At 46.1% G+C, this 21054-nt stretch carries 13 protein-coding genes; 4 read left to right on the forward strand and 9 right to left on the reverse strand.

The features are described from left to right. Window positions 1-79: 79 nt before the first annotated feature. From H9626_RS08220 to H9626_RS08260, 9 genes are all read right to left on the reverse strand, one after another. Entirely contained in the window at window positions 80-1483 is a 1404-nt protein-coding gene (locus H9626_RS08220; RefSeq protein WP_191710177.1) for a DUF6055 domain-containing protein, read from the reverse strand. A gap of 19 nt (window positions 1484-1502) precedes the next feature. Then, window positions 1503-3248, reverse strand: a complete 1746-nt coding sequence (locus H9626_RS08225) for a RagB/SusD family nutrient uptake outer membrane protein (protein WP_191710178.1) — start codon at window positions 3246-3248, stop codon at window positions 1503-1505. A 17-nt stretch (window positions 3249-3265) separates the two neighbouring features. Then, window positions 3266-6442: a SusC/RagA family TonB-linked outer membrane protein gene (locus H9626_RS08230; protein ID WP_191710250.1), complete on the reverse strand. Its 3177-nt coding sequence runs from the start codon at window positions 6440-6442 to the stop codon at window positions 3266-3268. 344 nt (window positions 6443-6786) lie between these two features. Continuing rightward, window positions 6787-7443, reverse strand: a complete 657-nt coding sequence (gene mnmC2 / locus H9626_RS08235) for a tRNA (5-methylaminomethyl-2-thiouridine)(34)-methyltransferase MnmC2 (RefSeq protein WP_191710251.1) — start codon at window positions 7441-7443, stop codon at window positions 6787-6789. 7 nt (window positions 7444-7450) lie between these two features. Continuing rightward, window positions 7451-7912 (reverse strand): YqaA family protein, encoded by a 462-nt coding sequence (locus tag H9626_RS08240; RefSeq protein ID WP_178256518.1) that lies wholly within the window; start codon window positions 7910-7912, stop codon window positions 7451-7453. After that, a complete protein-coding gene (locus tag H9626_RS08245) occupies window positions 7888-8826 on the reverse strand; it encodes a hypothetical protein (protein ID WP_178256517.1) in 939 nt (312 codons plus the stop codon). Before H9626_RS08245 ends, H9626_RS08240 begins: the two co-directional genes overlap by 25 nt. A gap of 12 nt (window positions 8827-8838) precedes the next feature. Then, the gene (gene purD, locus H9626_RS08250) at window positions 8839-10113 is read right to left on the reverse strand and encodes a phosphoribosylamine--glycine ligase (RefSeq protein WP_191710179.1); all 1275 of its coding nucleotides are present in this window, start codon (window positions 10111-10113) and stop codon (window positions 8839-8841) included. A 34-nt stretch (window positions 10114-10147) separates the two neighbouring features. Further along, the gene (locus H9626_RS08255) at window positions 10148-12364 is read right to left on the reverse strand and encodes a S9 family peptidase (RefSeq protein ID WP_191710180.1); all 2217 of its coding nucleotides are present in this window, start codon (window positions 12362-12364) and stop codon (window positions 10148-10150) included. An 81-nt stretch (window positions 12365-12445) separates the two neighbouring features. Beyond that, window positions 12446-13867, reverse strand: a complete 1422-nt coding sequence (locus H9626_RS08260) for a THUMP domain-containing class I SAM-dependent RNA methyltransferase (RefSeq protein WP_191710181.1) — start codon at window positions 13865-13867, stop codon at window positions 12446-12448. Window positions 13868-14369: 502 nt separating this feature from the next. Between H9626_RS08260 and H9626_RS08265 the strand changes: the two genes are divergently transcribed. The 4 genes from H9626_RS08265 to H9626_RS08280 all read left to right on the forward strand — a co-directional run bounded on the left by H9626_RS08265 (window position 14370) and on the right by H9626_RS08280 (window position 21053). Further along, window positions 14370-17414, forward strand: a complete 3045-nt coding sequence (locus H9626_RS08265; RefSeq protein WP_191710182.1) for a SusC/RagA family TonB-linked outer membrane protein — start codon at window positions 14370-14372, stop codon at window positions 17412-17414. A gap of 11 nt (window positions 17415-17425) precedes the next feature. Next, a complete protein-coding gene (locus H9626_RS08270; RefSeq protein WP_191710183.1) occupies window positions 17426-19198 on the forward strand; it encodes a RagB/SusD family nutrient uptake outer membrane protein in 1773 nt (590 codons plus the stop codon). 275 nt (window positions 19199-19473) lie between these two features. Continuing rightward, window positions 19474-20523, forward strand: a complete 1050-nt coding sequence (gene mnmA / locus H9626_RS08275) for a tRNA 2-thiouridine(34) synthase MnmA (RefSeq protein ID WP_178256512.1) — start codon at window positions 19474-19476, stop codon at window positions 20521-20523. Window positions 20524-20600: 77 nt separating this feature from the next. Next, entirely contained in the window at window positions 20601-21053 is a 453-nt protein-coding gene (locus tag H9626_RS08280) for a hypothetical protein (protein ID WP_178256511.1), read from the forward strand. Window position 21054: the final 1 nt, after the last annotated feature.

The raw sequence follows: 21054 nt of genomic DNA on the forward strand, positions 1-21054 counted from the left end.
CTATCTTTTACTTGGACGGATACAGTCTTCGTTTTTACCAAAAGGTACTTACTAATACCCGAATCCTTAAATACAGAATTTATTGAATGGATGTATTAGTCAGTTTTACTTTATACGGCCATTGTGCCATTGGGAGTGCGCTCAGAGTCCAATGGTCGGTAGAAGGCCCTGCTGTGACTACAAGCCATAAGTAGGCCAGTTTCTGGTCTGAGGGAACAGTCCATGAAGCAGTACTCGTTTGATTGTAATAATCAGTACTTCCCGAAGTTCCTAAAACCGTTTCTCCGTCTTCCGTAACTCCTACGAACCCATATCGGTAATACGGTATATAGTACCACGCATTATCATATCCCGGACATCCGTTAGGCGCAACATCTTCGCCTTGTAAGCCTTTGAAGTCGGCTGTAACTGTTGTGCCCGCTTCGGGTACACTGAGTTTGATGACGTTGAAACCATAGTTCTCCGGACAGCGTTCGGCTTTTACTTGGTAATAACCGTCATCCTGAATATCCATGTACGGACTGAAGTTTTCGAAAGAATTGGCAAAGGCACGTGTTTCATCATATACCCGTTCGAAGTCTAAATTTACCAAGTGACAATAACAATCAAACATCTCATCCACAAATTTATAATTCTCGCCTGCCTGATATCCCTTCATGCGCTGGTACGTTTGTACCGGGTCTTCGTAAGATAAACTTTGCCGATACATGTCGGCTATGAATGTTTGCCCGTTCTTTTCGCTCCAATATTCCAATACGTATGGTGAGCGGTAGATGTTTTCTTCGTGTAAGAAAGCCTTGTGCGTAGCCTGTTTGAAGGCCTCCCAATGGTATTGCTCTTCGGCTATCCAGTTCGGATTAACTTGCCATAGCATCCATTGCGAGGTCATTTCATAGAATCCGGCTCCTTGTCCGTCACCCCAGCATGAGCTTCCGTCGGCAATCATCTGAAGCTGGAAACTGTGTCCCAGTTCATGGGCAACCGTGTTCAGGTTTTCGTCCTGCAAGCGGTTGGGAGCTGCCCAGAATGCCCCTATGGTGTTGTCATACGTTCCGCCGTAAGCCGTACCTTCGAGTGAATACTGAATCATCACCATCATACGGTATCGTTCGCTAAGAGAACCTTCGTTGACAAAGTTCAGGTCATCTCTGTAAAAAGTATAAAACTGTTCGAGTTTGTTTTTGAGATTTTCTAAATCAACGTGCATGTCGTTTCCCTCTAATTGAGGCGGATTTGCCAAATCATCTCCGAATCCTTTTTCCCAAAAGATAGCCAAGTTATCCGTACATGCCATTCGGTTGTAACAGTAGGCAAACGTATCTACCCGCCAGTCTTGACCGGAATATTCTAACGGACGATAAAGTTCTTTTCCCTCGGGCAAAGGATACTGTTCGTTATACGAAACATGTTCGCTATAATCCGTACAAGAGAGTATCGCTGTACCTCCTATGATTGCGCTGATATATTTTATTAATGTTTTCATAATAATTCGTATGGTTAAATTATTCGTATGGTTGAGCGTCGATAGCCGGAGAGCGTCTTAATTCGTAGCGGGGAACAGGAAGCCAGTAATGTGCTTCAGCTCCGGCTACCCCTGCAAAGTTACGGGTTGAAACAGTATTCCCTGTATAATATTGTTTGTGTCCATCGGCGTATTTATAGATAACGATACCTGTTACAGGATGGCTATAACATTCTTCCATTTGTTCCCAACGGCGAAGGTCGAACCATCGTTGTCCTTCGAATACCAGTTCGGCTTGGCGTTCGTAATAATAAGCGTCCCAAATATCGTCACTTGCTTGTATTTCAGGCAAACCTACGCGGCGACGTACTTTGTTGATGTATTCTCGTGCGCCTTCTGCTCCTTCTATATTACCTAATTGGATTTGACATTCGGCATAGTTCAGATAGATTTCGGATAAGCGGATGAAGAACCACGGAGTAGTGTGCATTGTTGTTCCTGCCGAGTTATAGTTCGGATCGAGGAATTTACGCATAGAGTAGCCCGTATTGCTGGCATTCCAGTAATATTCTCCCTGATCGCTGTCTCTTCCGGCGGTTACACCCGATTCGCCGGGACGGAATACTTCGACTTCACGTCGGCCGTCTCCGTACCCCCACATATCTCCGTCAAGGATGAAAGCAGCGTAGAATCGAGGCTCACGACCTTTCCATGCATCGGGCATGTCGCCTGCCGCTGCCCAATATTCTGCCTGTGGAACGAAATCGCTGCCGTCGGAGTTCTGGAAGAAATCGGCAATTTCTTGCGTTGGGTTAAAGTTCCCCCATCCTTGAAATCCGTTGCCGATACCGCAAGGAGCCTGATAGAGATAAGACATATTTTCGCCTGCTCCGTATTGAGGGTCGTATAGTTTTTCGAAGATGACTTCCGGATTCTCAGGATCAAGGAACAAAGCCCCGTATTCATCGCTTACGGTTTTGGGGTCGGTAACTACGTTGCTCGTATTGATATCCTGTAAGTGATATATGTTTAAATCGAATACGGCATGGGCAGCGTCGGCCGCAGCTTGCCATTTTTCAGGAGACGGCGTACCGAATAACGGACTTGCCTGATAAAGCAGCACTCTTGATTTCAAAGCCAATGCAGCCCCTTTGGTCGCCCGTCCGAAATCGCTGTTGTCGGGATAAACATCGGGGAGAAGAGAAGCAGCATCATCGCAATCTTTTACAATGAAAGCAGCCACATCATCCATATCGGCACGTGATTCTTCAAACTGATCGTTCAAACCGAATGTATGGTCGATGAGAGGAACACGTCCGTACAGACTGTATAACATGTGGTAATTCCAAGCTCTGAGGAATAAAGCCTGTCCTTTTTGCCAGTTTTTCCATTCTTCATCTCCCGGCACTTCATCAATGCGTTCCAAGAACAGGTTAATGCTTTTGATATAGCCGTAATATGTTCCCCATGGGTCCCACATGGTCTCATCCCAGCCGATACTATATGTATCGCAGTTTAGCAGGCCTTGTGTTACATTTTCAGAGCCGTAGGTATGTTTCTGATAAACCTCGTCTGTAAAATGAGCGAAACGAGTCCCTTTCATGGTTTCTGCCCATAGGTTGACGTATTGTGCGTTCAGGTAAGTTTCAGAAAGAGCGAGGTCGCTCCAGATTGCTTCATCAGAGAAAGAGTTGAGAGGTTCGACATCTAATATATCTGTACACGATGTGCTTCCCAAACTCATGCAAGCCAAAGCCAATGTATATAAGTAATGTTTTGTTTTCATGGTTGTCGATGTTTTTTTTAGAAAGTAATGTTAGTACCGAAAGTAATCATACGCTGTAACGGGTATGCCAAGATACCGTTTGAGTTGATTGCGTATCCGTTTTCATCTTTGGATGTGCCGACTTCGGGGTCACATATTTTCATTTTATCAAATGTAAACAAGTTGTTTCCGTTTACGTAAAAACGCCACTTTTGGATACCGATTTTCGAGGTGAGCGACTGAGGTAGGGTATAACCGATTTCCATTGATTTCAGACGGAGGAAAGCGGCATTGCGGAGCCACCATGTAGAAGCACTTCCATTCCATGTATCACCGTAAGTCTGTTTGATGAAGGCTTTCGGCCAGCGGGCGTTCAGATTTTCTTCGGCAGTGTTTTCTGTGCGCCAACGTCCTTCGTAAAAGTCTGTTACCATATTCATGGTGGGTTGTACTAACTGTACGGCTTTAGCCTGTCCTTGAAAGAAGATGTTCAGGTCGATGCCTTTCCATGAACCGTTCAGTGTGAAACCGTAGATAATTTTCGGCGTTGCAGATGCGTTGATACGGATAGCGTCATCCCATGTAATTGTTCCGTCGCCGTTTGTATCCTGATAAATCAAGTCGCCGGGCGCGGCATTGTCCATGTGAGGCGTGTTGTCTACTTGTGCCTGATTCTGATAGATACCCAATGCTTTGTACAATACCAGTCCGTCTATCGGATTTCCCGTTGTCCGTTGCCATTCGGGGGTAGAAATAGCTTCGTCCATGTAAACTACTTTGTTTTCTGCGTATGTAAAGTTTCCGGTAATTCCCCATTCGAAGTCGCCGGCGCGGTCGTGATAAGAAGCCACGATTTCTACTCCCGAATTATTTACCTTACCTAAGTTTTCGGCAGGGAGCACCAATCCTGTATACGCCGGTATAGATGCGCTACGGGTAATTAATATATCGCTACGCTTGGATTTGAACCAGTCGAAATCCAATGTAAATTTACCGTTCAAGAACGAAGCCGAGAATCCGAGGTTGGTAGTGTTTGCTGTTTCCCATGTAACCAGCGGATTGGCCGTACGGGTTAGATAAAAACCTTTGTTAACCGCAGCGGCATCGCCCGTACCGAAGTAAGCTCCACTGTCTGCAAACGCATATTGTGAAAGATATTGGTAAGCAGTGATGTTGTCGTTACCCATCTGTCCCCATGAAGCCTTGAGCTTAAGGAAATCGATGTAAGGTTTCACCGGTTCGAAGAACTTTTCTTCAGAGATAACCCACCCCAAAGAGAATGACGGGAACAAGCCCCAGCGGTGTCCTTTGGCAAAGTTCATAGACCCATCGTATCGCATGGTTACTTCTGCCAGATATTTGTCCATGTACGAATAGTTTACACGTCCGAAGAAGTTTACACGTGCAGTTTTGTCTGAAGAACCGTTGTTGTCCTTATCAGCCGGTACGTCGCTTCCGGCAAATAAATCCATCAGCGTGTTCGACAAGAAGTTGGTACGATATCCTGACAGCGTGTGGTAGTTATATTTGCTCTGTTCGTAAGCTACAAAAGCATTTACTTTATGACTGTCGTTAAAAGTACGTTCGTAACCGATACGGGCATTCAGGGTGATGGTCGAATAACGGGTAGCCCAGTCGTTCAGGCTGATTTGTCCCGTGTCAGAACGCCTGTTCTGATACTCTTGTGTAGCGTTGTCATAATAATAAAGGTCGTATGGCTGATTGATTTGTTTGCCATCGCTAAACGTATAGTCGATGGCGGCATATCCTTCGGCATACAGTCCTTTCGTGATAAAGTCAAGGTCGACATGCAGTAAAGGCTTGATGTTGATGACATTCGTCGTATAGTTATTCGACCCCGGCTGATCGGTTACCATGATTGCCGCATTACGGGTTACTCCGTCATAGCCTACTCGCGGCAGTCCGTTCGGGTAATAAGGCGCACTTCCGGGGAAGGTACTTAAGAAGTAAGTAAACAAATACGGAGTAGTATAAATTCCGCGTTGGCGCTGTTCCTGTCTGCCCAATATGTCTAAACTAAAACGTATCGACTTGTTTATTTGGGCATCGATATTAGACATCAGTTGGAACTGTTTGTAATCTTGTGCCGAGTTCTTATAAATCGCGTCCTGCCACATATATTGTGCGGAAGTGTAAAATGAAATTTTGTCTGTACCTCCGCTGATAGACAGGCTGTGCTGCGTTTTACCCGCCCAGTTTTTTGCAACCTCGTTCCACCAGTCTGTATCCGGATAATTAATCGGGTCATCATGGTTCAGATAATGTTGCAACACCTCATCGGAATATGTAATACCGGCCTGATCATGACGCGGGTCGGCATCATACTCATTTACATACGTAGCATATTGATATGCATTCAGCATTTCAGGGATTTTGGTAGGCTGGGAGATTGAATAACTTCCGTTATAGTTCACCGAAATTTTCCCTTCCTTTCCGCGTTTGGTGGTGACCAAGATAACACCGTTTGCCGCACGCGCTCCGTAAATGGCTGCCGATGCGTCTTTCAGTACGGAAATGCTTTCAATGTCTTCAGGATTCAGGTGACTGAACGAGCGGTCGGCAATACCGTCTACCACAATCAGCGGCGAAGTGCTTCCCAAAGTACCTTTACCGCGAATCAATATATCCGCATTGTCTTCACCCGGTTCTCCCGAACGGGTATTGGCTATGATACCGGCCGTTTTTCCGGCAAGTGTATTGGTCAGGTTTGCCGCTGCAACTTTTTTCAAATCCTCACCTCCTACTTGTGATACAGAACCTGTCAACGTGGCTTTCTTTTGCGTACCATATCCTACCACGATGACTTCATCCATAATCTCTGAATCTTCTTTCAGTGTGATTTTTTGTTTTCCACCTTGTAATTCTGCCGCCGATACCTCCTGCGATTTATATCCGATATAGCTGATTACCAGTGTGGCATTAGGCGATACGTTAAGGCTGAAATTTCCGTCGATGTCCGTAATCGTTCCGTTTGTAGTACCTTTTTCCATCACGTTTGCCCCGATAATCGGTGTACCGTTGGCGTCTGTTACATTACCTTTTACTGTTCTGTTTTGTTGAGTAATTTCCGAGACTTGAGTCATGCTTTCTTCAGAATATGCCATTGCGCTGAGAGTACAGGCAGAAAGCACGATGCAAGCAGTGGTTTTCATGAATGCTTGACAGAAAAGCATTCGTTTTAGTTGTGTTTTCATCATAAGTAAGGCTTTTAATGTGATTTATACTTGCATTATGTGTTTTTCACGCACTTGCAAATTTAAATTCATACAGTTGCTTTTTATGACAAAATCGTCCGTTTTGATAGAAAAATCGTCTATTTTGATGAAGATATTCCTCTTTTGTGGTCGTTTTATTTCTTTGTATTGATGCCCGGTAAAAAATAGAGAGGATAATTGCAGCTTTTATTCGTAATGAGCTTGTTTTCAGCTTTATCCGGTTTTGGGGGAAGTATGAAAAAACGCTACCCATAGAACAGGTAAGTTCTATGGGTAGAATCGGACAGTTCTACCGCATGTGTTGGCCGACACTAACGGTAGCCTCATGCTTTGACGGCACGCAATATTTCCCGCTTTCCTCCCGGAGGACCGGGCAAGCGCTCTACTGTAAATCCGGCGGATTGCAGCATACGGCGCACGACTCCTTTGGCGCAATAGGTGGTTAGGATTCCTCCGCGGTTGGTCTGGCGGAATAGAGTTTCGAACAGAGTCTGACTCCACATTTCAGGTTGTTTTTCGGGAGCAAATGCGTCGAAGTAAATTACATCGTAATTGTCTTCAAAATGATAAGTCGTGAAGTCGGTTTCTATTTTGCAAAGTGTGAAATGGGGAGAAATGGCAACCGGGATGTTCCACTCGGCTTGGTGGAGAGCATAATAACTTGCGGCATGTTCGGGCGCGATGTGTTCGGGATAGTTCAGGCTGCGGACGACGCTTTCGGCAAGGGGATAGCGTTCGAGGGTTGTAAACCGTATGCTGCGTTTGCTTCGTTCGGCTTCCAACAGTGTGAGAAATGCGTTTAGTCCCGTCCCGAATCCGATTTCGAGTACGTGAGGGGCAGAAACTGCGGAATGTTTCAACCCCATATTAATAAATATGTGTTCCGATTCGGTGAGTGCCCCTTTTACGGAATGATAATGTTCGTTCAGTTCGGGGACGAAAAGCGTATTGCTGCCGTCGGCAGTTTGTTCGATTTGTATCATGAGGCTAAAATAATTTATAAATGCCCAAAGCTGTAGCCACGAGGATGGTGTAACGTCCTAATTTGCCAATGCTCATCGAGAGGGTTACTATCCAGACGTTGGCTCGCATGAGACCTAAAACAATCAGGATGGCATCGCCGATAACGGGAAGGAAAGAAAATAGAGCAATCCATGAACCGCGTCCGTGGATAAATCGCTTGGCACGCTCCATTTGCTTTTGGTCTACTTTGAAATATTTCTCTATCCATTCCATTTTCCCGAGGTGACCTATCCAGTAGCAAGTCAGGCCTCCCAAAACATTTCCTGCCGTAGTAGCGAGTGTAGAACCTACCGGGTCGAGTCCGAATCCGATACATGCCAATAATACGGCTTCGGAACTGAAAGGAAGAATTGTTCCCGCCAAGAAAGCGGATATGAACATTCCCCAGTAGCCCCAGTCGGTCATGAATTGAATAAATGCGTCCATAAGTTGAATAAGAAAAGCAATCCCCACAGTGAGAGCACTACGGGTAGGAAGATGCGGGTGAAACGGTTAAATGTAAGTGCCAGCAAATGTCCGCTGGTGATGCTGCCCGTAATGAGCAGTATCGGAAGAAGTGCATTCAGGTGCTGAGGCTGTAAAACGGTCAGCAGCAGGATGCCTCCGCCTATCGCAATCAGGCTGCGCAACAGGATACGGGTTTGTACTTTATCCTGATAGGTATGCGTAAGACTTTGGGTACTGCTTACGGCGGTTATTACAGCGATTGTTGCCCATGAGATGATTTGTGATAGTGTGAGTGCGGAATAATCGACAGGCATGAAATGTATCACTTCCACTAAGGGGGCGTAGGTAACTTCTGGCGTGTGTGTAATGTAAAGATGATAGCAAAGCAGCATGAGGTAAGGCACGCATAACCCCATAAGTCCGGCAAAAAACGTGCGCCAGTTGAACGAGCGCAGGCTGCCCATTAAGATGTAGAATAGCGGGATGAAATACATGATATGCGGCATAAACAAGCTGCCGATGCTCATGCAAAGGAAAGCATGAAATATCGTTGTTGAGGCATACCGCGATTCATAGCTTTGGAATAAGCTATATATCGCAGCCAAGAAGAGCAAGGGAACCCACGTTTGTGTAGAGAAAGAATAAAGGAAAGGACAGGCTGCGAAAAAAAGCATGAACATGGCGGGAGGGAATGCGGTACGTGTACGTATCAGGGCAAACGCCGTATTCATTTCGATTAGCATATACGCCATGACCGCACATACGCCAAGTGTGATTCCGTCTGTCAGCTGTTTGGTATTTATCAGGCAGACAATCACAGCCAGTAGGATAGCAGCGGGAAGCGTGATTCTTCCCGTTGCTATGCGGTATTGAAATTTGTTTCTTCCAATCATCAATAGAGTGGGTTAGAGGTCGAACCCGATGTCTGAACGGAAATATTTCTTTTCGAACTGAATCTTTCCGGCGTTGTTAAACGATTGTGCCAATGCCTCTTCTTTGTTCGACCCGTATGAGCTGACGGCGATAACACGTCCTCCGGCTGTAACTACCTGTCCGTCTTTCAAGGCTGTTCCGGCATGGAATACGATGCTGCCTCCGGCTTTTGCCTCTTCAATGCCCGTCATGGGGAATCCTTTTTCGTAGGCTTCGGGGTATCCGCCCGATACCAACATCACGCAAACAGCAGCGCGCGGGTCGATTTCCAGTGTCTTTTCGGCAAGGTTTCCTTCGGCAACCCCTTCCAAAAGGTCAACCAAATCGCTCTTGATGCGGAGCATTACGCTTTCTGTTTCGGGGTCTCCCATGCGTACATTATATTCGATGACCATCGGTTCGCCTTTCACGTTTATCAGTCCGAAGAAGATAAAGCCTTTGTAGTCGATTCCCTCGGCAGCCAATCCTTCTACTGTGGGACGGATGATGCGGTCTTCTACCTTTTTCATCCATTCGGTATCGGCAAACGGAACCGGAGAAACCGAACCCATGCCGCCGGTGTTCAGTCCTTTGTCTCCCTCGCCAATGCGCTTGTAATCCTTAGCTTCGGGAAGAATTTTGTAGTCTTTTCCGTCGGTCAATACGAATACAGAACATTCTATACCGCTTAAAAACTCTTCAATAACCACGGTTGCCGAGGCATTGCCGAACATTCCGCCCAACATTTCCTTCAGTTCTTTCTTGGCTTCTTCAAGCGTAGGCAGAATCAATACACCTTTTCCGGCGCACAGCCCGTCGGCTTTCAGTACGTAAGGAGCTTCCAGAGTTTCAAGAAATGCCAATCCTTCTTCCAAGTTATCAGCCGTTACGCTTTTATATCCGGCTGTGGGGATGTTATGACGTTGCATGAAGCCTTTGGCAAACTCTTTGCTTCCTTCCAGTACGGCGCCCGCTTTCGATGGACCGATAACGGGAACATGCTTCAGCGCTTCATCGTTTTTGAAATAATCGTAGATACCTTTTACCAGCGGGTCTTCCGGTCCTACCACTACCATGTCGATGCCGTTGCTCGTAACAAACTGTTTGATTGCGGCAAAGTCATCGGCTTTGATAGCAACATTTTCGCCCACTTCAAGCGTTCCGGTGTTTCCCGGAGCGATGTATAGTTTCTCGATTTTCGGACTTTGTGCGATTTTCCATGCCAATGCATGTTCGCGTCCGCCTGAGCCTAAGAGTAAAAGTTTCATAAGTATGTTGGTTTAAAAGTAAAGTTTCTTGTTGTTATTTCTTTTTTAAGTGGTCTTCAAAGTAGCGCGTAATGTGTTCGTGCAAATGTACGCGGTCTCTTCCTACCATGTTATGTCCGTCTTCCGGATAAACAAAGAAGTCGGGATGGGTTCCTGCGTCGATACATGCACGGAGGAACGTATAGCTATGTTGGGGAACGCAGGTAGGATCTGTTCCTCCGATAATGATTTCCAGCCGTCCTTTCAGATTGCCTGCCTTCTGCTTCAAATCAGAGCCTTTGTAACCTTCGGGATTGGTTTGCGGAGTGTCCATGTAACGTTCGCCGTACATTACTTCGTAGAATTTCCAGTCGATAACAGGACCTCCTGCCACACCTACCTTAAAAATGTCGGGATAGGTAAGCATCAGATTGGTAGTCATGAATCCTCCGAAGCTCCATCCGTGTACGCCAATGCGTTCGCCATCTACGTATGATAGGGATTTCAGAAACTCCACGCCTTTTACTTGGTCTTTCATTTCTTCTACTCCCAAATGACGGAAAGTACAGTTTTCAAATTGCAGACCTCGGTTATCGCTTCCCCTGCTGTCTACGGTCAGCATTACATAACCTTCCTGAGCCATGTATAAGTCCCATCCGCGTGCATCGTAGAAGCGGGTATTGTGAATGAGTTGGGCATGAGGGCCACCGTATACATAGATTATTGCCGGATATTTCTTGTTCGGGTCGAAATTCACCGGTTTGATGAGGCGGTAATATAAATCCGTAGTCCCGTCTGCCGCTTTGATGGTTCCTACACTGATTTCGGGCAGGTTGAACTGTTCGCGCATCGGGTCGGTGGCAGTCAGCAGCGTAACGCCTTTCTTCCCGTTGGTAGGCAGGATGCTGATTTCGCGTGCCACTTCAAACGAGGTGAAATTATCTATCAAGTATTTTCCGCTTGCCGATAATTTGGCACGGTGTGTGCCGTCTGTTCTTCCCACCGGCGTACGTTTTCCCGTCTTCACGTTTACGGCAAAGATATTGGTTTGTAGGGGAGACACCTCCGTGCTTGCAATGATGACTTCTTTCTTATCCGGATTGAAGCCAACGATGTCTTGCACCAACCATTCGCCTTGCGTCAGCGGCGTGGTCTTTATAGACTTAGTAAAACTTGTTTCATTATCTTTTCCCTTTTGCCATTCAGGATACAGGCTTGATTTCGTATCCATCAGATACAGATGATGGAAACCGTCGCGCTGGCTCCAGTAGATAAATTTCGTGTCGTCCCACGGTAAGAATACGATGGGATGTTGAGGCTCTACGTATTTGGGATGCTCTTCTTCGTATAACACACCTTCTTTCTCTCCGCTTGCCGCGTTGTAGCGAACCAGTTGTGCGTGGTTTTGGTCGCGGTTCAGTTCGATAACATAGACGCTCTGTTCGTCGGGCGACCAACTGATGTTGGTAAAATAGCGGTCAGTCGGGTCGCCTGCTTTCAGATAAACAGTTTTCGCTGTCTTTACATTATATATACCTACGGTTACTTTATGACTCGTCATACCTGCCATCGGATATTTGTCCGGCTCAAGCGTGGCGATGCGCGTAGAGGTATTTACTTGCGGATAATCCGTCACCATGCTTTGGTCCATGCGGTAGAAAGCAAGATATGTTCCTTTGGGACTCCAGAACGTGCCTTTCATGATACCGAATTCGTTGCGGTGAACCGACTGACCGTAAACCACGCCTTCTTCCGTTTCGTTCGGATTGATTTGCGTACCGTCAACAAACAGGCTGTTTCCTATGGTGTAAGCCGTATGGCTATTTGCCGGGCAGAAGTCAGGGTTTGCCGGTTCTTTTTCTTTGCCGAGCTGCGTACACAGACTGATGTCCTTGCTTCCGAAGTCATATATAACAGAATAACGGTCGTGTCGGAAATAAATCTTTTTTTGTTCCGCCCACGGAAAAGATACACTCATCAGCGAGTAAAGCGGTTTTAGCCCTTTCGATTTCAAGGCATCATTCACCTCTTCCAGCGTAACGAGCGTGGTTTCTTCGCCACTCTTTACGTCTACCGTCTTTATGTCTTCCACGTCGGCGCGTACACATACATCGCCCCACCAGTCCAGCCCCGGCATGTTCTTCGGAGTCAGATTAAAGTAATTAGCTCCCCCCGGAATCACGTCTTCCAGCGTGTACGGGCTTTTCTCTTGGGCAGATAAAGCAAATGTAGTCATACAGTATAAAACGAAAAGTTGGAATATACGTTTCATTTTGATTCGTTGTTTGGATTGATGTTTTTGAAGATTCGGGCAGACTCGTGAGCCTGCCCTTACCCGATTTATTGTTGTTTGTTATTCATCGCTTTTATCCGTCTGTCTGCGCCGATGTATGTATTGCGGAACATTGGGCTTGCGGCGGCGTCCTTCCGATGACGGACGAAAATCCCTGCGGCGTTCTTCACGGGAATCATCTCTGCGGCGTCCTCCGCGTGAGTCATCCCGTCGGCGTTCGTTGCGGAATCCGTCGCGGCGTTCCCGTTTGCCGTATTCCACCTTTTCACCGCGTCGGCGAGGACGGAACGATGCTTCTTCACGCTTAGGCTTGAATTCTTCACCCTCATGTTCCGTGCGGAATTCCTTGTATTTGCCGTCGAATATTTGATATTTACGGAACTGACATTCCAATGCACCGTTAAACAGAGGCACTTTCACCGATGGTTTCAGCCCGATTTGGTCGAAACACTCATCGCGATAACTCAAAATCCAAGCATCGTTGCCTACGAAAGCATGTTTCAACCGTTCGCCTATCATCTGATACAAACCCAACAAGTCGTTTGCCGAGATGCGTTCACCGTAAGGCGGATTCGTGATGATGATACTCTTTTCGGTCGGCTGTTCAAACTGCTGGAACGGCTGAATACGCAATACAACGTCTTTGCTCACTCCCGCCGCCTTTACGTTATGCGTGGCTATTTCGTTCGCTTTCGGGTTATTGTCGTATCCGTAAATCTTGTGTGTAAATTCGCGTTCCTTCGAGTCATCATTATAAATGTTGTCGAAAAGTTCTTGGTCGAAGTCTTTCCACTTCTCGAATCCAAATTCTTTGCGGAAAACCCCCGGAGCAATGTTTCGGGCTATTAAGGCAGCCTCAATGGGGATAGTACCCGACCCGCACATCGGGTCAATCAGGTCGCATTCGCCGCGCCATCCCGTCATCAGAATCATTCCTGCCGCCAGTACCTCGTTTAGTGGAGCTTCTACCTGCTCTTGGCGATATCCGCGCCGGTGCAGCGATTCGCCCGAACTGTCCAGCGAAAGCGTACACTGGTTTTCAGCAATGTGTATGTTAATCGCCAAATCCGGGTTGTTGATGCGTACCGACGGACGGTTGCCCGTACGTTCGCGGAAGTAATCCACGATGGCATCTTTCACCTTGTACGCTACGAATTTAGAGTGTCGGAACGTTTCTGAGAACACTACGGCATCTACTGCAAAGCTGTCCGTGTTGTTGAGAAAGTCCGTCCATTCGATACTTTTTACCGCGTCGTATACTTCGTCTGCGTTTTGAGCTGTAAAATGTTTGATAGGTTTTAAGATGCGGATTGCCGTGCGTAAGCAAAAATTTGCGCGATACATCATTTCTTTATCTCCGGTAAAAGAAACCATGCGGCGTCCGATTTCAATGTTGTCGGCTCCTAATTCAGTGAGTTCTTGTGCCAACACCTCTTCCAGTCCCTGAAAGGTTTTGGCGATAAGCTCAGATTGTTGATTCATTTCAATTAAATTACGTAATTTCTGTTTGACGATGCAAAAATAGAAATTTCCGCTCAGCTAATCAACTGTTTGAAAGTGTTTTTAAATACGCGGTTTAAATTTAGCCGGCTATTTGGGCGTGCAGACATTAGTGCTTTATTTTATGCGGATAAGTTCTTTCCATTCGGACTATTTTTCATGCGCCGATCGGATTTCTCATTTTCCTCTTGTGTTGAGCTGCAAGAGCCTGTTTTAAATTTTCCGATAAAGTGATTTCATCCGCCCTTTTTTAGCTTGTTACCTGTCTTTTTTCCCGTTTTCACTCGTCAGATAGCCCGCTATCCAGAAAAACAGACCGGAAACAATTCTCAAACTGAGGCAGAGCAAAATTTGTACGACAGGCTCTGAAAAAGGAAAATTTTAAGCGTTTCTGTAATAATTTTATTCTTAAAATTTTAGGTTTTATAAAAAACATTATATTTGCGACGATTAAAATATTAACCATTATCAACACTGATTTACTATGAGTTTAAAAACATGTTTCTCAGAGAGTAGTTGCATTTTATTGGCGAGTGCTTTATTCTGCACGTCTTTGCCTGCTTTTGCAACCTCTTCCTCAGCTGGTGCAAACTTGACAATTCAACAACAAGAGCAGAAATTGAAAGGACAAGTCATTGATGCCAAAACAGGCGATCCTGTTATCGGAGTAAATGTACTTGTTAAAGGAACTGCAACCGGAACGATTACAGACATTGACGGAAAATACGAGTTAAGTGCTCCCGTTGGTTCCATCCTCCAAATTTCTTTTATAGGTTATAAGACCGTAGAGATAAAGGCTACAGCCACCGAACAAACCGTCCAACTGCATGAAGATGCAGAAACACTGGACGAAGTTATCGTGGTAGGTTATGGTGTACAGAAAAAGGAGAGTTTGACGGGTGCCATGTCTACGTTGAAAGACAACAGGCTGAAAGATATTACTACGCCGACCGTTGAAAACATGTTGAATGGCAAGGTTTCCGGAGTATATGTAGCGCCGGGATCAGGACAACCGGGTTCTAACGGGGCTGTGCAGATTCGTGGACGTGCCACTCTGAGCGGCAGCACCTCTCCGCTGTGGGTTATTGACGGCGTGATTGTTGGCGAAGACCCCGGTGTGTTAAATCCGTCGGATATTGAAAGCATGACTATATTAAAAGATGCTGCTTCTACTGCTATCTACGGTTCACAGGGTGCCAATGGTGTCATTATTGTGACAACCAAGATGGGAAAAAGTGAAAAAATGAAGATAAACGCTTCTGTTAAGTTGGGTGTGAGTACAATGACCAACGGAAAGATGGAAGTAATGAACGGAGCAGAACTATACGATTATTATGCATCTTTTCCCAATCAAGAAGATATCAAATTCTCACGTTGGAATCCTGATTTGAGAAATTCCAACTTCGACTGGGGGGAATTGGCTTCACAAGCAGGATTTACTCAAGACTATAACATCTCTTTATCAGGAGGAAGTGACAAAATGAGTTCTTATTTCTCATTGGGATATTATAGCGAAGAAGGAACTGTAAAGGGATATAAGTACGACCGGTATAGTTTCCGTTACCGCTCTAACTATAAACCATTTTCTTGGTTGACCATAAAGCCGAACATCTCAGGCTCTATGAAAAACACAGATGACTCTCAGTACGACTATACTGCCAAATATACCATGTTCCCGTGGGATAGTCCGTATGATGAAGAGGGTAATTTGGTTCCCGACCGATACAGTGGATGGGTGGATAGTTCTGACTTGAATTACCTGAACTCCATTTCTTACGGAAATCATACTACACGGAAAACCTACGAATTTTCCGGTAATTTCGACTTTGATATCAGATTTACCGACTGGCTGACTTTTACTTCGGTCAATAACTATCGTTGGACGGGATATTTCCAGTCTATCTATACAGACCCCCGTACAGACAGTGCTTCCGGAGTGCAAGGACGTGTAGAGGAAGAACAAACCAATTATATACAGCGCTACACTAACCAGTACCTGACTTTCAACAAGATGTTTGGAAAACACTCCGTACAAGCATTGTTGGCTTATGAGTTTATGGATACTTCATCCAAAGTAATCAATGCCAAAGGTACCGGTATCGTTTCCGGATTTGAGGTGTTGGATGCCACTGCCACTCCCGAATCAGTAGGAGGAAGTCTTACCGAATGGGCAAAACAGTCTGTATTTGCCAAAGTAAATTACAACTATGATAACCGTTATCTTGCCGAAGCATCTATCCGTCGTGACGGTGCTTCTAACTTCGGTGACGACAAGAAGTATGGTAATTTCTTCTCAATCAGTGCCGGATGGAACATCAACCGTGAGAAATGGTTCAAGGCTGATTGGGTAGATGTATTGAAGCTGCGTGCCTCTTACGGTTCGGTAGGTAATGTGCCGTATTCTAAATATCCGCAATATGGTTTGTATTCCGTATCTTCTAATTATAACGGTATTCCTGCCATCCTCATCAGCCAAGTAGGTAACAAAGACTTGACATGGGAGCAGACTTATACAACCGGAGTAGGTATTGATGCCAACTTCTTCGATAACCGTTTGCGCTTGGTATTCGATTATTACAACAAATACACCTCTAACATCTTATATCAAGTCCCGGTTTCCGGACTGACTGGTATCACCAGCCGTTGGCAGAATGTAGGAGAGATGCGTAACTCCGGTATCGAAGTAACCATTGGAGGTGACATTATCCGTACCAAAGACTGGTTATGGAGCCTTGACCTGAATATGGGTTATAACAAAAACAAGTTGGAAAAACTGTATGGCGATGACCCGAACATGATGATTATCGGCGGCGGTGGAAATGATACTACAATAGCCGGAGCAGCCGACAAGGTATTGAAGGTGGGTTATAGTACCGACAGATATTATTTGCGTGAGTGGGCAGGGGTTGACCCGAAAAACGGAGCTCCTTTATGGTACAAGAACGATGGCAGTGGAGAAACAACCAGCAATTACTCTGAAGCAAAACAAGTAATGACAGATGCCACATCGCCTAAGCTGTTTGGTGGATTCAATACTTCTTTGGTTTGGAAGAACATAGATTTGAATGCTTCATTCGGATTTTCACTTGGCGGCAAAATCTATAACTATTCACGTCAGGAATACGATTCAGACGGTGCGTATACAGACCGTAACCAGATGAAACTGATAGACGGATGGTCACGCTGGGAAAAAGAAGGCGATATTGCCACACACCCTGTTGCGTCTTACGGTAACAGAAGCAATTCAAACAAGGCATCTACCCGTTATCTGGAAGATGGAGATTACCTGAAGTTGCGCTCATTGTCTATCGGTTATAACTTAGACCTGTCTAAGTATTACATTCAGAATATGCGTATCTACTTTACAGCCGAGAATGTGTTTACCATTACGGGATTCTCCGGTATTGACCCCGAAGTTCCTGCTTACTATGATTCAACAACCGGTACATACAAATCAATCGGTACTGCAGGAGCAGACCTTTATCCGTCTACACGCAAATTCATGTTCGGTATTAATCTAACCTTCTAATTCGCAATTTTATGAAAAAGATAACTTCAACCATACTTTTATCCCTCGCTATCACAGGAGGAGCGCTTACTTCTTGCGACATAGACCGATTCCCTAACAGTTACATGGAATCAGACCAAGTGTCAGACAACCAAGAGGTACTATTTGACAATATGCTTAATGGCATGTACGCACAGTTGAAAACATGGTCAGACCCGATGCACCGTCTGGGTGAATATGCCGGCGATAACATGATGATTCGCGGTTCTTCTACCGATGCTTTTTATGAATTTATCACTTATTCGCGTACGCCGGACAATTACCGTTTGCAGAACTTCTGGGACTACGGATACAAGGCGATTGCACAGGCATCAAACATCATCAATATGGCGAAAGAGACCGACGATGCAGAATTTAACAGCAAGTTGGGAGAATGTTACTACGTGCGCGGTATGATGTATTTCTATCTCTGCCGTGCTTTCGGACGCCCGTATTACCAAGCACCCGACAAGAATCTCGGAGTACCTATCGTTAATGGAACTCCCAGCGAAGACGAAATCGGAAACTTGTCTTTGCCGGACCGTTCTACTGTGAAAGAAACCTACCAGCAAGCCATTAATGACTTGCGTACGGCAGAAAAATTGATTACCACTTCGTTTTCAAGTCCCGACTATGCCTCTAAGGAAGCAGCCCAAGCCATGCTGTCGCGCGTATATCTGTACATGAGCGGAACTTATGAAAATCCGAACAGGGAATATGCTGATTCGGCAATCTATTACGCCGACCGTGTGATTGAATCGCCCAATTTCCATCTTGTTTCCCGTGAAGACTATATGAAGTCTGCCCGGACAATGCCTGAAAACTATTCCGAAGCAATCTTTGTCATCAAGCGTCTGGCTGCCGACTTCCCCGGCTCAGACTACTATTATGGTATCGGAGGTATGTACTCCAACATCGGGGGTATGGGATGGGGCGAAATGTACGCCAGTGCCAAATACCTTGAATTGTTAGACGAAACCAAACGTAACGACTGGAGAAAAGGCGACGAAGGAATCGTAGACGCACGTGCCAAATTTATCGAACCGCAATATATTACGGACGATAACGGAGATTACACCGAAGTATTGCGTTTCATCACTCCCAATGCAACCGGTACGGGATATACTTACGTGCAGCTTCCGGTCAATGCAGACAGAACGAAGTGCAGTGAGGGAAATGAAACTTATACTATCACTCCTTTTTTAGACGGAAGAGCTCCCGAAGAAGAGTATTACACCATCAATTATAACGGAGCAACATACACCGGTGTAATCGACTATCAGATTGCTTTGAACAACGGTTATCCGATGTTCTATATCACCAAATGTTCGCGTGAAGACGGATTGGAGTCACAACTCCATTCACCCATCATCTCCCGTTTGGATGAAATGTACCTGAATCGCGCTGAGGCATACGTGAAGAAAGGCTTGCTTGAAGAAGCAAGAGCCGATGTCAATATGATTCGTGAGCGTGCCATCAATGCAGAAGCCAGATACGACCAAGCCACTTTTGCTGCTGATGCCGCTAACTTGGTGGACAAGGAACGTCAGTTGGAAATGGCTTATCAGGCAGAGCGTAGCTATGACGTGTTCCGTAACGGCGGCACGCTGACCAGACGCTATCCCGGTCCGCATCCTATTGATGACGTACCTGCTACCGATTACCGTGTGACTTATTATATCCCGCAGACGGCTATCAACTCTTATCCGAGCGGAAGTACATTGACTCAGAACCCGACAAGTGATAGCGGAGTAATTCTTAATTAATCTGATAACATTTTATACGGGCTGCCTCATCCATCAGGGTGGGGCAGCTTTTTTTATATAAAACTTTTCCTCTCGGAAAATTTTCTTTCCATCGGCATGGGATTGATTTTCCCTTGCCGACACATTTTATAACCCGGCATGGCGGGTCGTATAACTCACCGTGCCGGGTTATATAACCCACCATGCTGGGTTTTACGACTCGGCAAGGTGGGTTATAAAATTCGATAGGCGGCGAAACTGTTTTCTTTCCCGAAAAGTGCTATCTTTGCCGCGTGATGACAGAAAACAAAACAGTTTTATTGGGCATGAGTGGCGGAACTGACAGCTCGGTTGCCGCTCTGCTGCTTCAGGATGCCGGCTACGAGGTGACCGGCGTTACGTTCCGGTTTTATGAAAAAGACGGTGATACGGAATACCTCGACGATGCGCGCGACCTTTGTAACCGTTTGGGGATTCGGCATCTGGTACACGATGTGCGCGAAGTATTCGCCGAGCGCATCATCAGCTATTTCGTTCGCGAGTATATGGCAGGGCATACCCCCGTGCCTTGCACATTGTGTAACAATTACCTGAAGTGGCCTTTGCTGTCTCAAATAGCCGATCGCGAGGGCATTGCCCGGTTTGCCACGGGACATTACGTAAGGCGGCGGCTTATCGACGGTTACTGGCACATCACTGCGGGGGCAGACCCCGATAAAGACCAGTCGTTCTTTTTATGGGGACTTCCCCAGTCCATCCTGAGCCGGATGTTGCTGCCGATGGGCGAACTGACGAAAACACGAGTGCGTGAGTTGGCTGCCGAACGAGGCTTCTTGAAAGCAGCCCGTAAGCGCGACAGCTTGGGAGTATGCTTTTGCCCGATGGATTACCGTACGTTTCTGAGGGCTCGTGTTCCGGCGAGTGAAATCATTCCCGGCAGTTTTTACGACGAGCAAGGGAACTACCTCGGCAAGCATGAAGGCTATCCTTTTTACACCATCGGTCAACGCCGTGGTCTGGGCATCTATCTGAACAAAGCTCTGTTTGTGAAAGAGATTCTTCCCCAAGAAAACAAGGTTATCGTCAGCGACCGCTTGCAGTCGCTCGAAAAAACAGAAATGTATCTCACCGACTGGAACATTGTTAATCCCGCCGCGCTGTTGGGATGCGACGACGTAATCGTAAAAATACGCTACCGCAAGCAAGCCAACCGCTGTACGGTGACTCAGACTAACGACGGCAGACTGCACGTCCTCCTTCACGAACCGCTTGCCTCTATCGCTTCCGGTCAGGCAGCCGCCTTTTACCGCAACGATGTCGTGTTGGGAGGGGGGATTATCGTTTGATGAAATGAAATAAATCCCTTTCCATATCCGGCGATAGGATTATTTTTCATACATTTGCCGCAACCGAATTTGTAACCATGTATAAGAAACAGCCGTTTTATACCGTCCGTTCGATACGGTTCCGCCGATGGAGCCGCAAATCGTATGCTGCTTTTCTCAGCTTGAAGCGGCATGTCACGATAGGTTGTGTGGGGAAGAGTATCGCCGAGGCTTCGCTGCACAAGGGCGGCATGTTCCATGCGGAAAAAAATCAGGGCGCAAGCGGGTTGTACATTGGCAGCGACACGGGGTGCGAAGAACCCGATACAGGGGAAACGGATGTCCGGCTGTTGATGGGAGAACTATGCCCGCAGGTTACGTTGGTAATCGGTCCGGCGAAAGAATATGCGTATTCATTGGTAAAACATATCCGTAAGCACGCCGGTAATAACGGCATGTTTACGGGGATTCAGCGCAGGTTAATGCAGGCTTTTATTGACCGGGAAAAGGTTGGTGAAGCAGGCGTTAACCTGCGTTTTTTTATTCATTAAA

Source organism: Phocaeicola faecium, from assembly GCF_014837055.1.
In the GTDB taxonomy this organism is placed as follows: domain Bacteria; phylum Bacteroidota; class Bacteroidia; order Bacteroidales; family Bacteroidaceae; genus Phocaeicola; species Phocaeicola gallinarum.

Coding starts and splice junctions, on each gene's coding strand:
- purD (WP_191710179.1), bottom strand. CDS start 10,113: ATGAAACTTTTACTCTTAGGCTCAGGCGGACGCGAACATGCATTGGCA.
- H9626_RS08245 (WP_178256517.1), bottom strand. CDS start 8,826: ATGATTGGAAGAAACAAATTTCAATACCGCATAGCAACGGGAAGAATC.
- H9626_RS08280 (WP_178256511.1), top strand. CDS start 20,601: ATGTATAAGAAACAGCCGTTTTATACCGTCCGTTCGATACGGTTCCGC.
- mnmA (WP_178256512.1), top strand. CDS start 19,474: ATGACAGAAAACAAAACAGTTTTATTGGGCATGAGTGGCGGAACTGAC.
- H9626_RS08270 (WP_191710183.1), top strand. CDS start 17,426: ATGAAAAAGATAACTTCAACCATACTTTTATCCCTCGCTATCACAGGA.
- H9626_RS08265 (WP_191710182.1), top strand. CDS start 14,370: ATGAGTTTAAAAACATGTTTCTCAGAGAGTAGTTGCATTTTATTGGCG.
- H9626_RS08225 (WP_191710178.1), bottom strand. CDS start 3,248: ATGAAAACAAAACATTACTTATATACATTGGCTTTGGCTTGCATGAGT.
- H9626_RS08220 (WP_191710177.1), bottom strand. CDS start 1,483: ATGAAAACATTAATAAAATATATCAGCGCAATCATAGGAGGTACAGCG.
- H9626_RS08240 (WP_178256518.1), bottom strand. CDS start 7,912: ATGGACGCATTTATTCAATTCATGACCGACTGGGGCTACTGGGGAATG.
- H9626_RS08230 (WP_191710250.1), bottom strand. CDS start 6,442: ATGAAAACACAACTAAAACGAATGCTTTTCTGTCAAGCATTCATGAAA.
- H9626_RS08260 (WP_191710181.1), bottom strand. CDS start 13,867: ATGAATCAACAATCTGAGCTTATCGCCAAAACCTTTCAGGGACTGGAA.
- H9626_RS08255 (WP_191710180.1), bottom strand. CDS start 12,364: ATGAAACGTATATTCCAACTTTTCGTTTTATACTGTATGACTACATTT.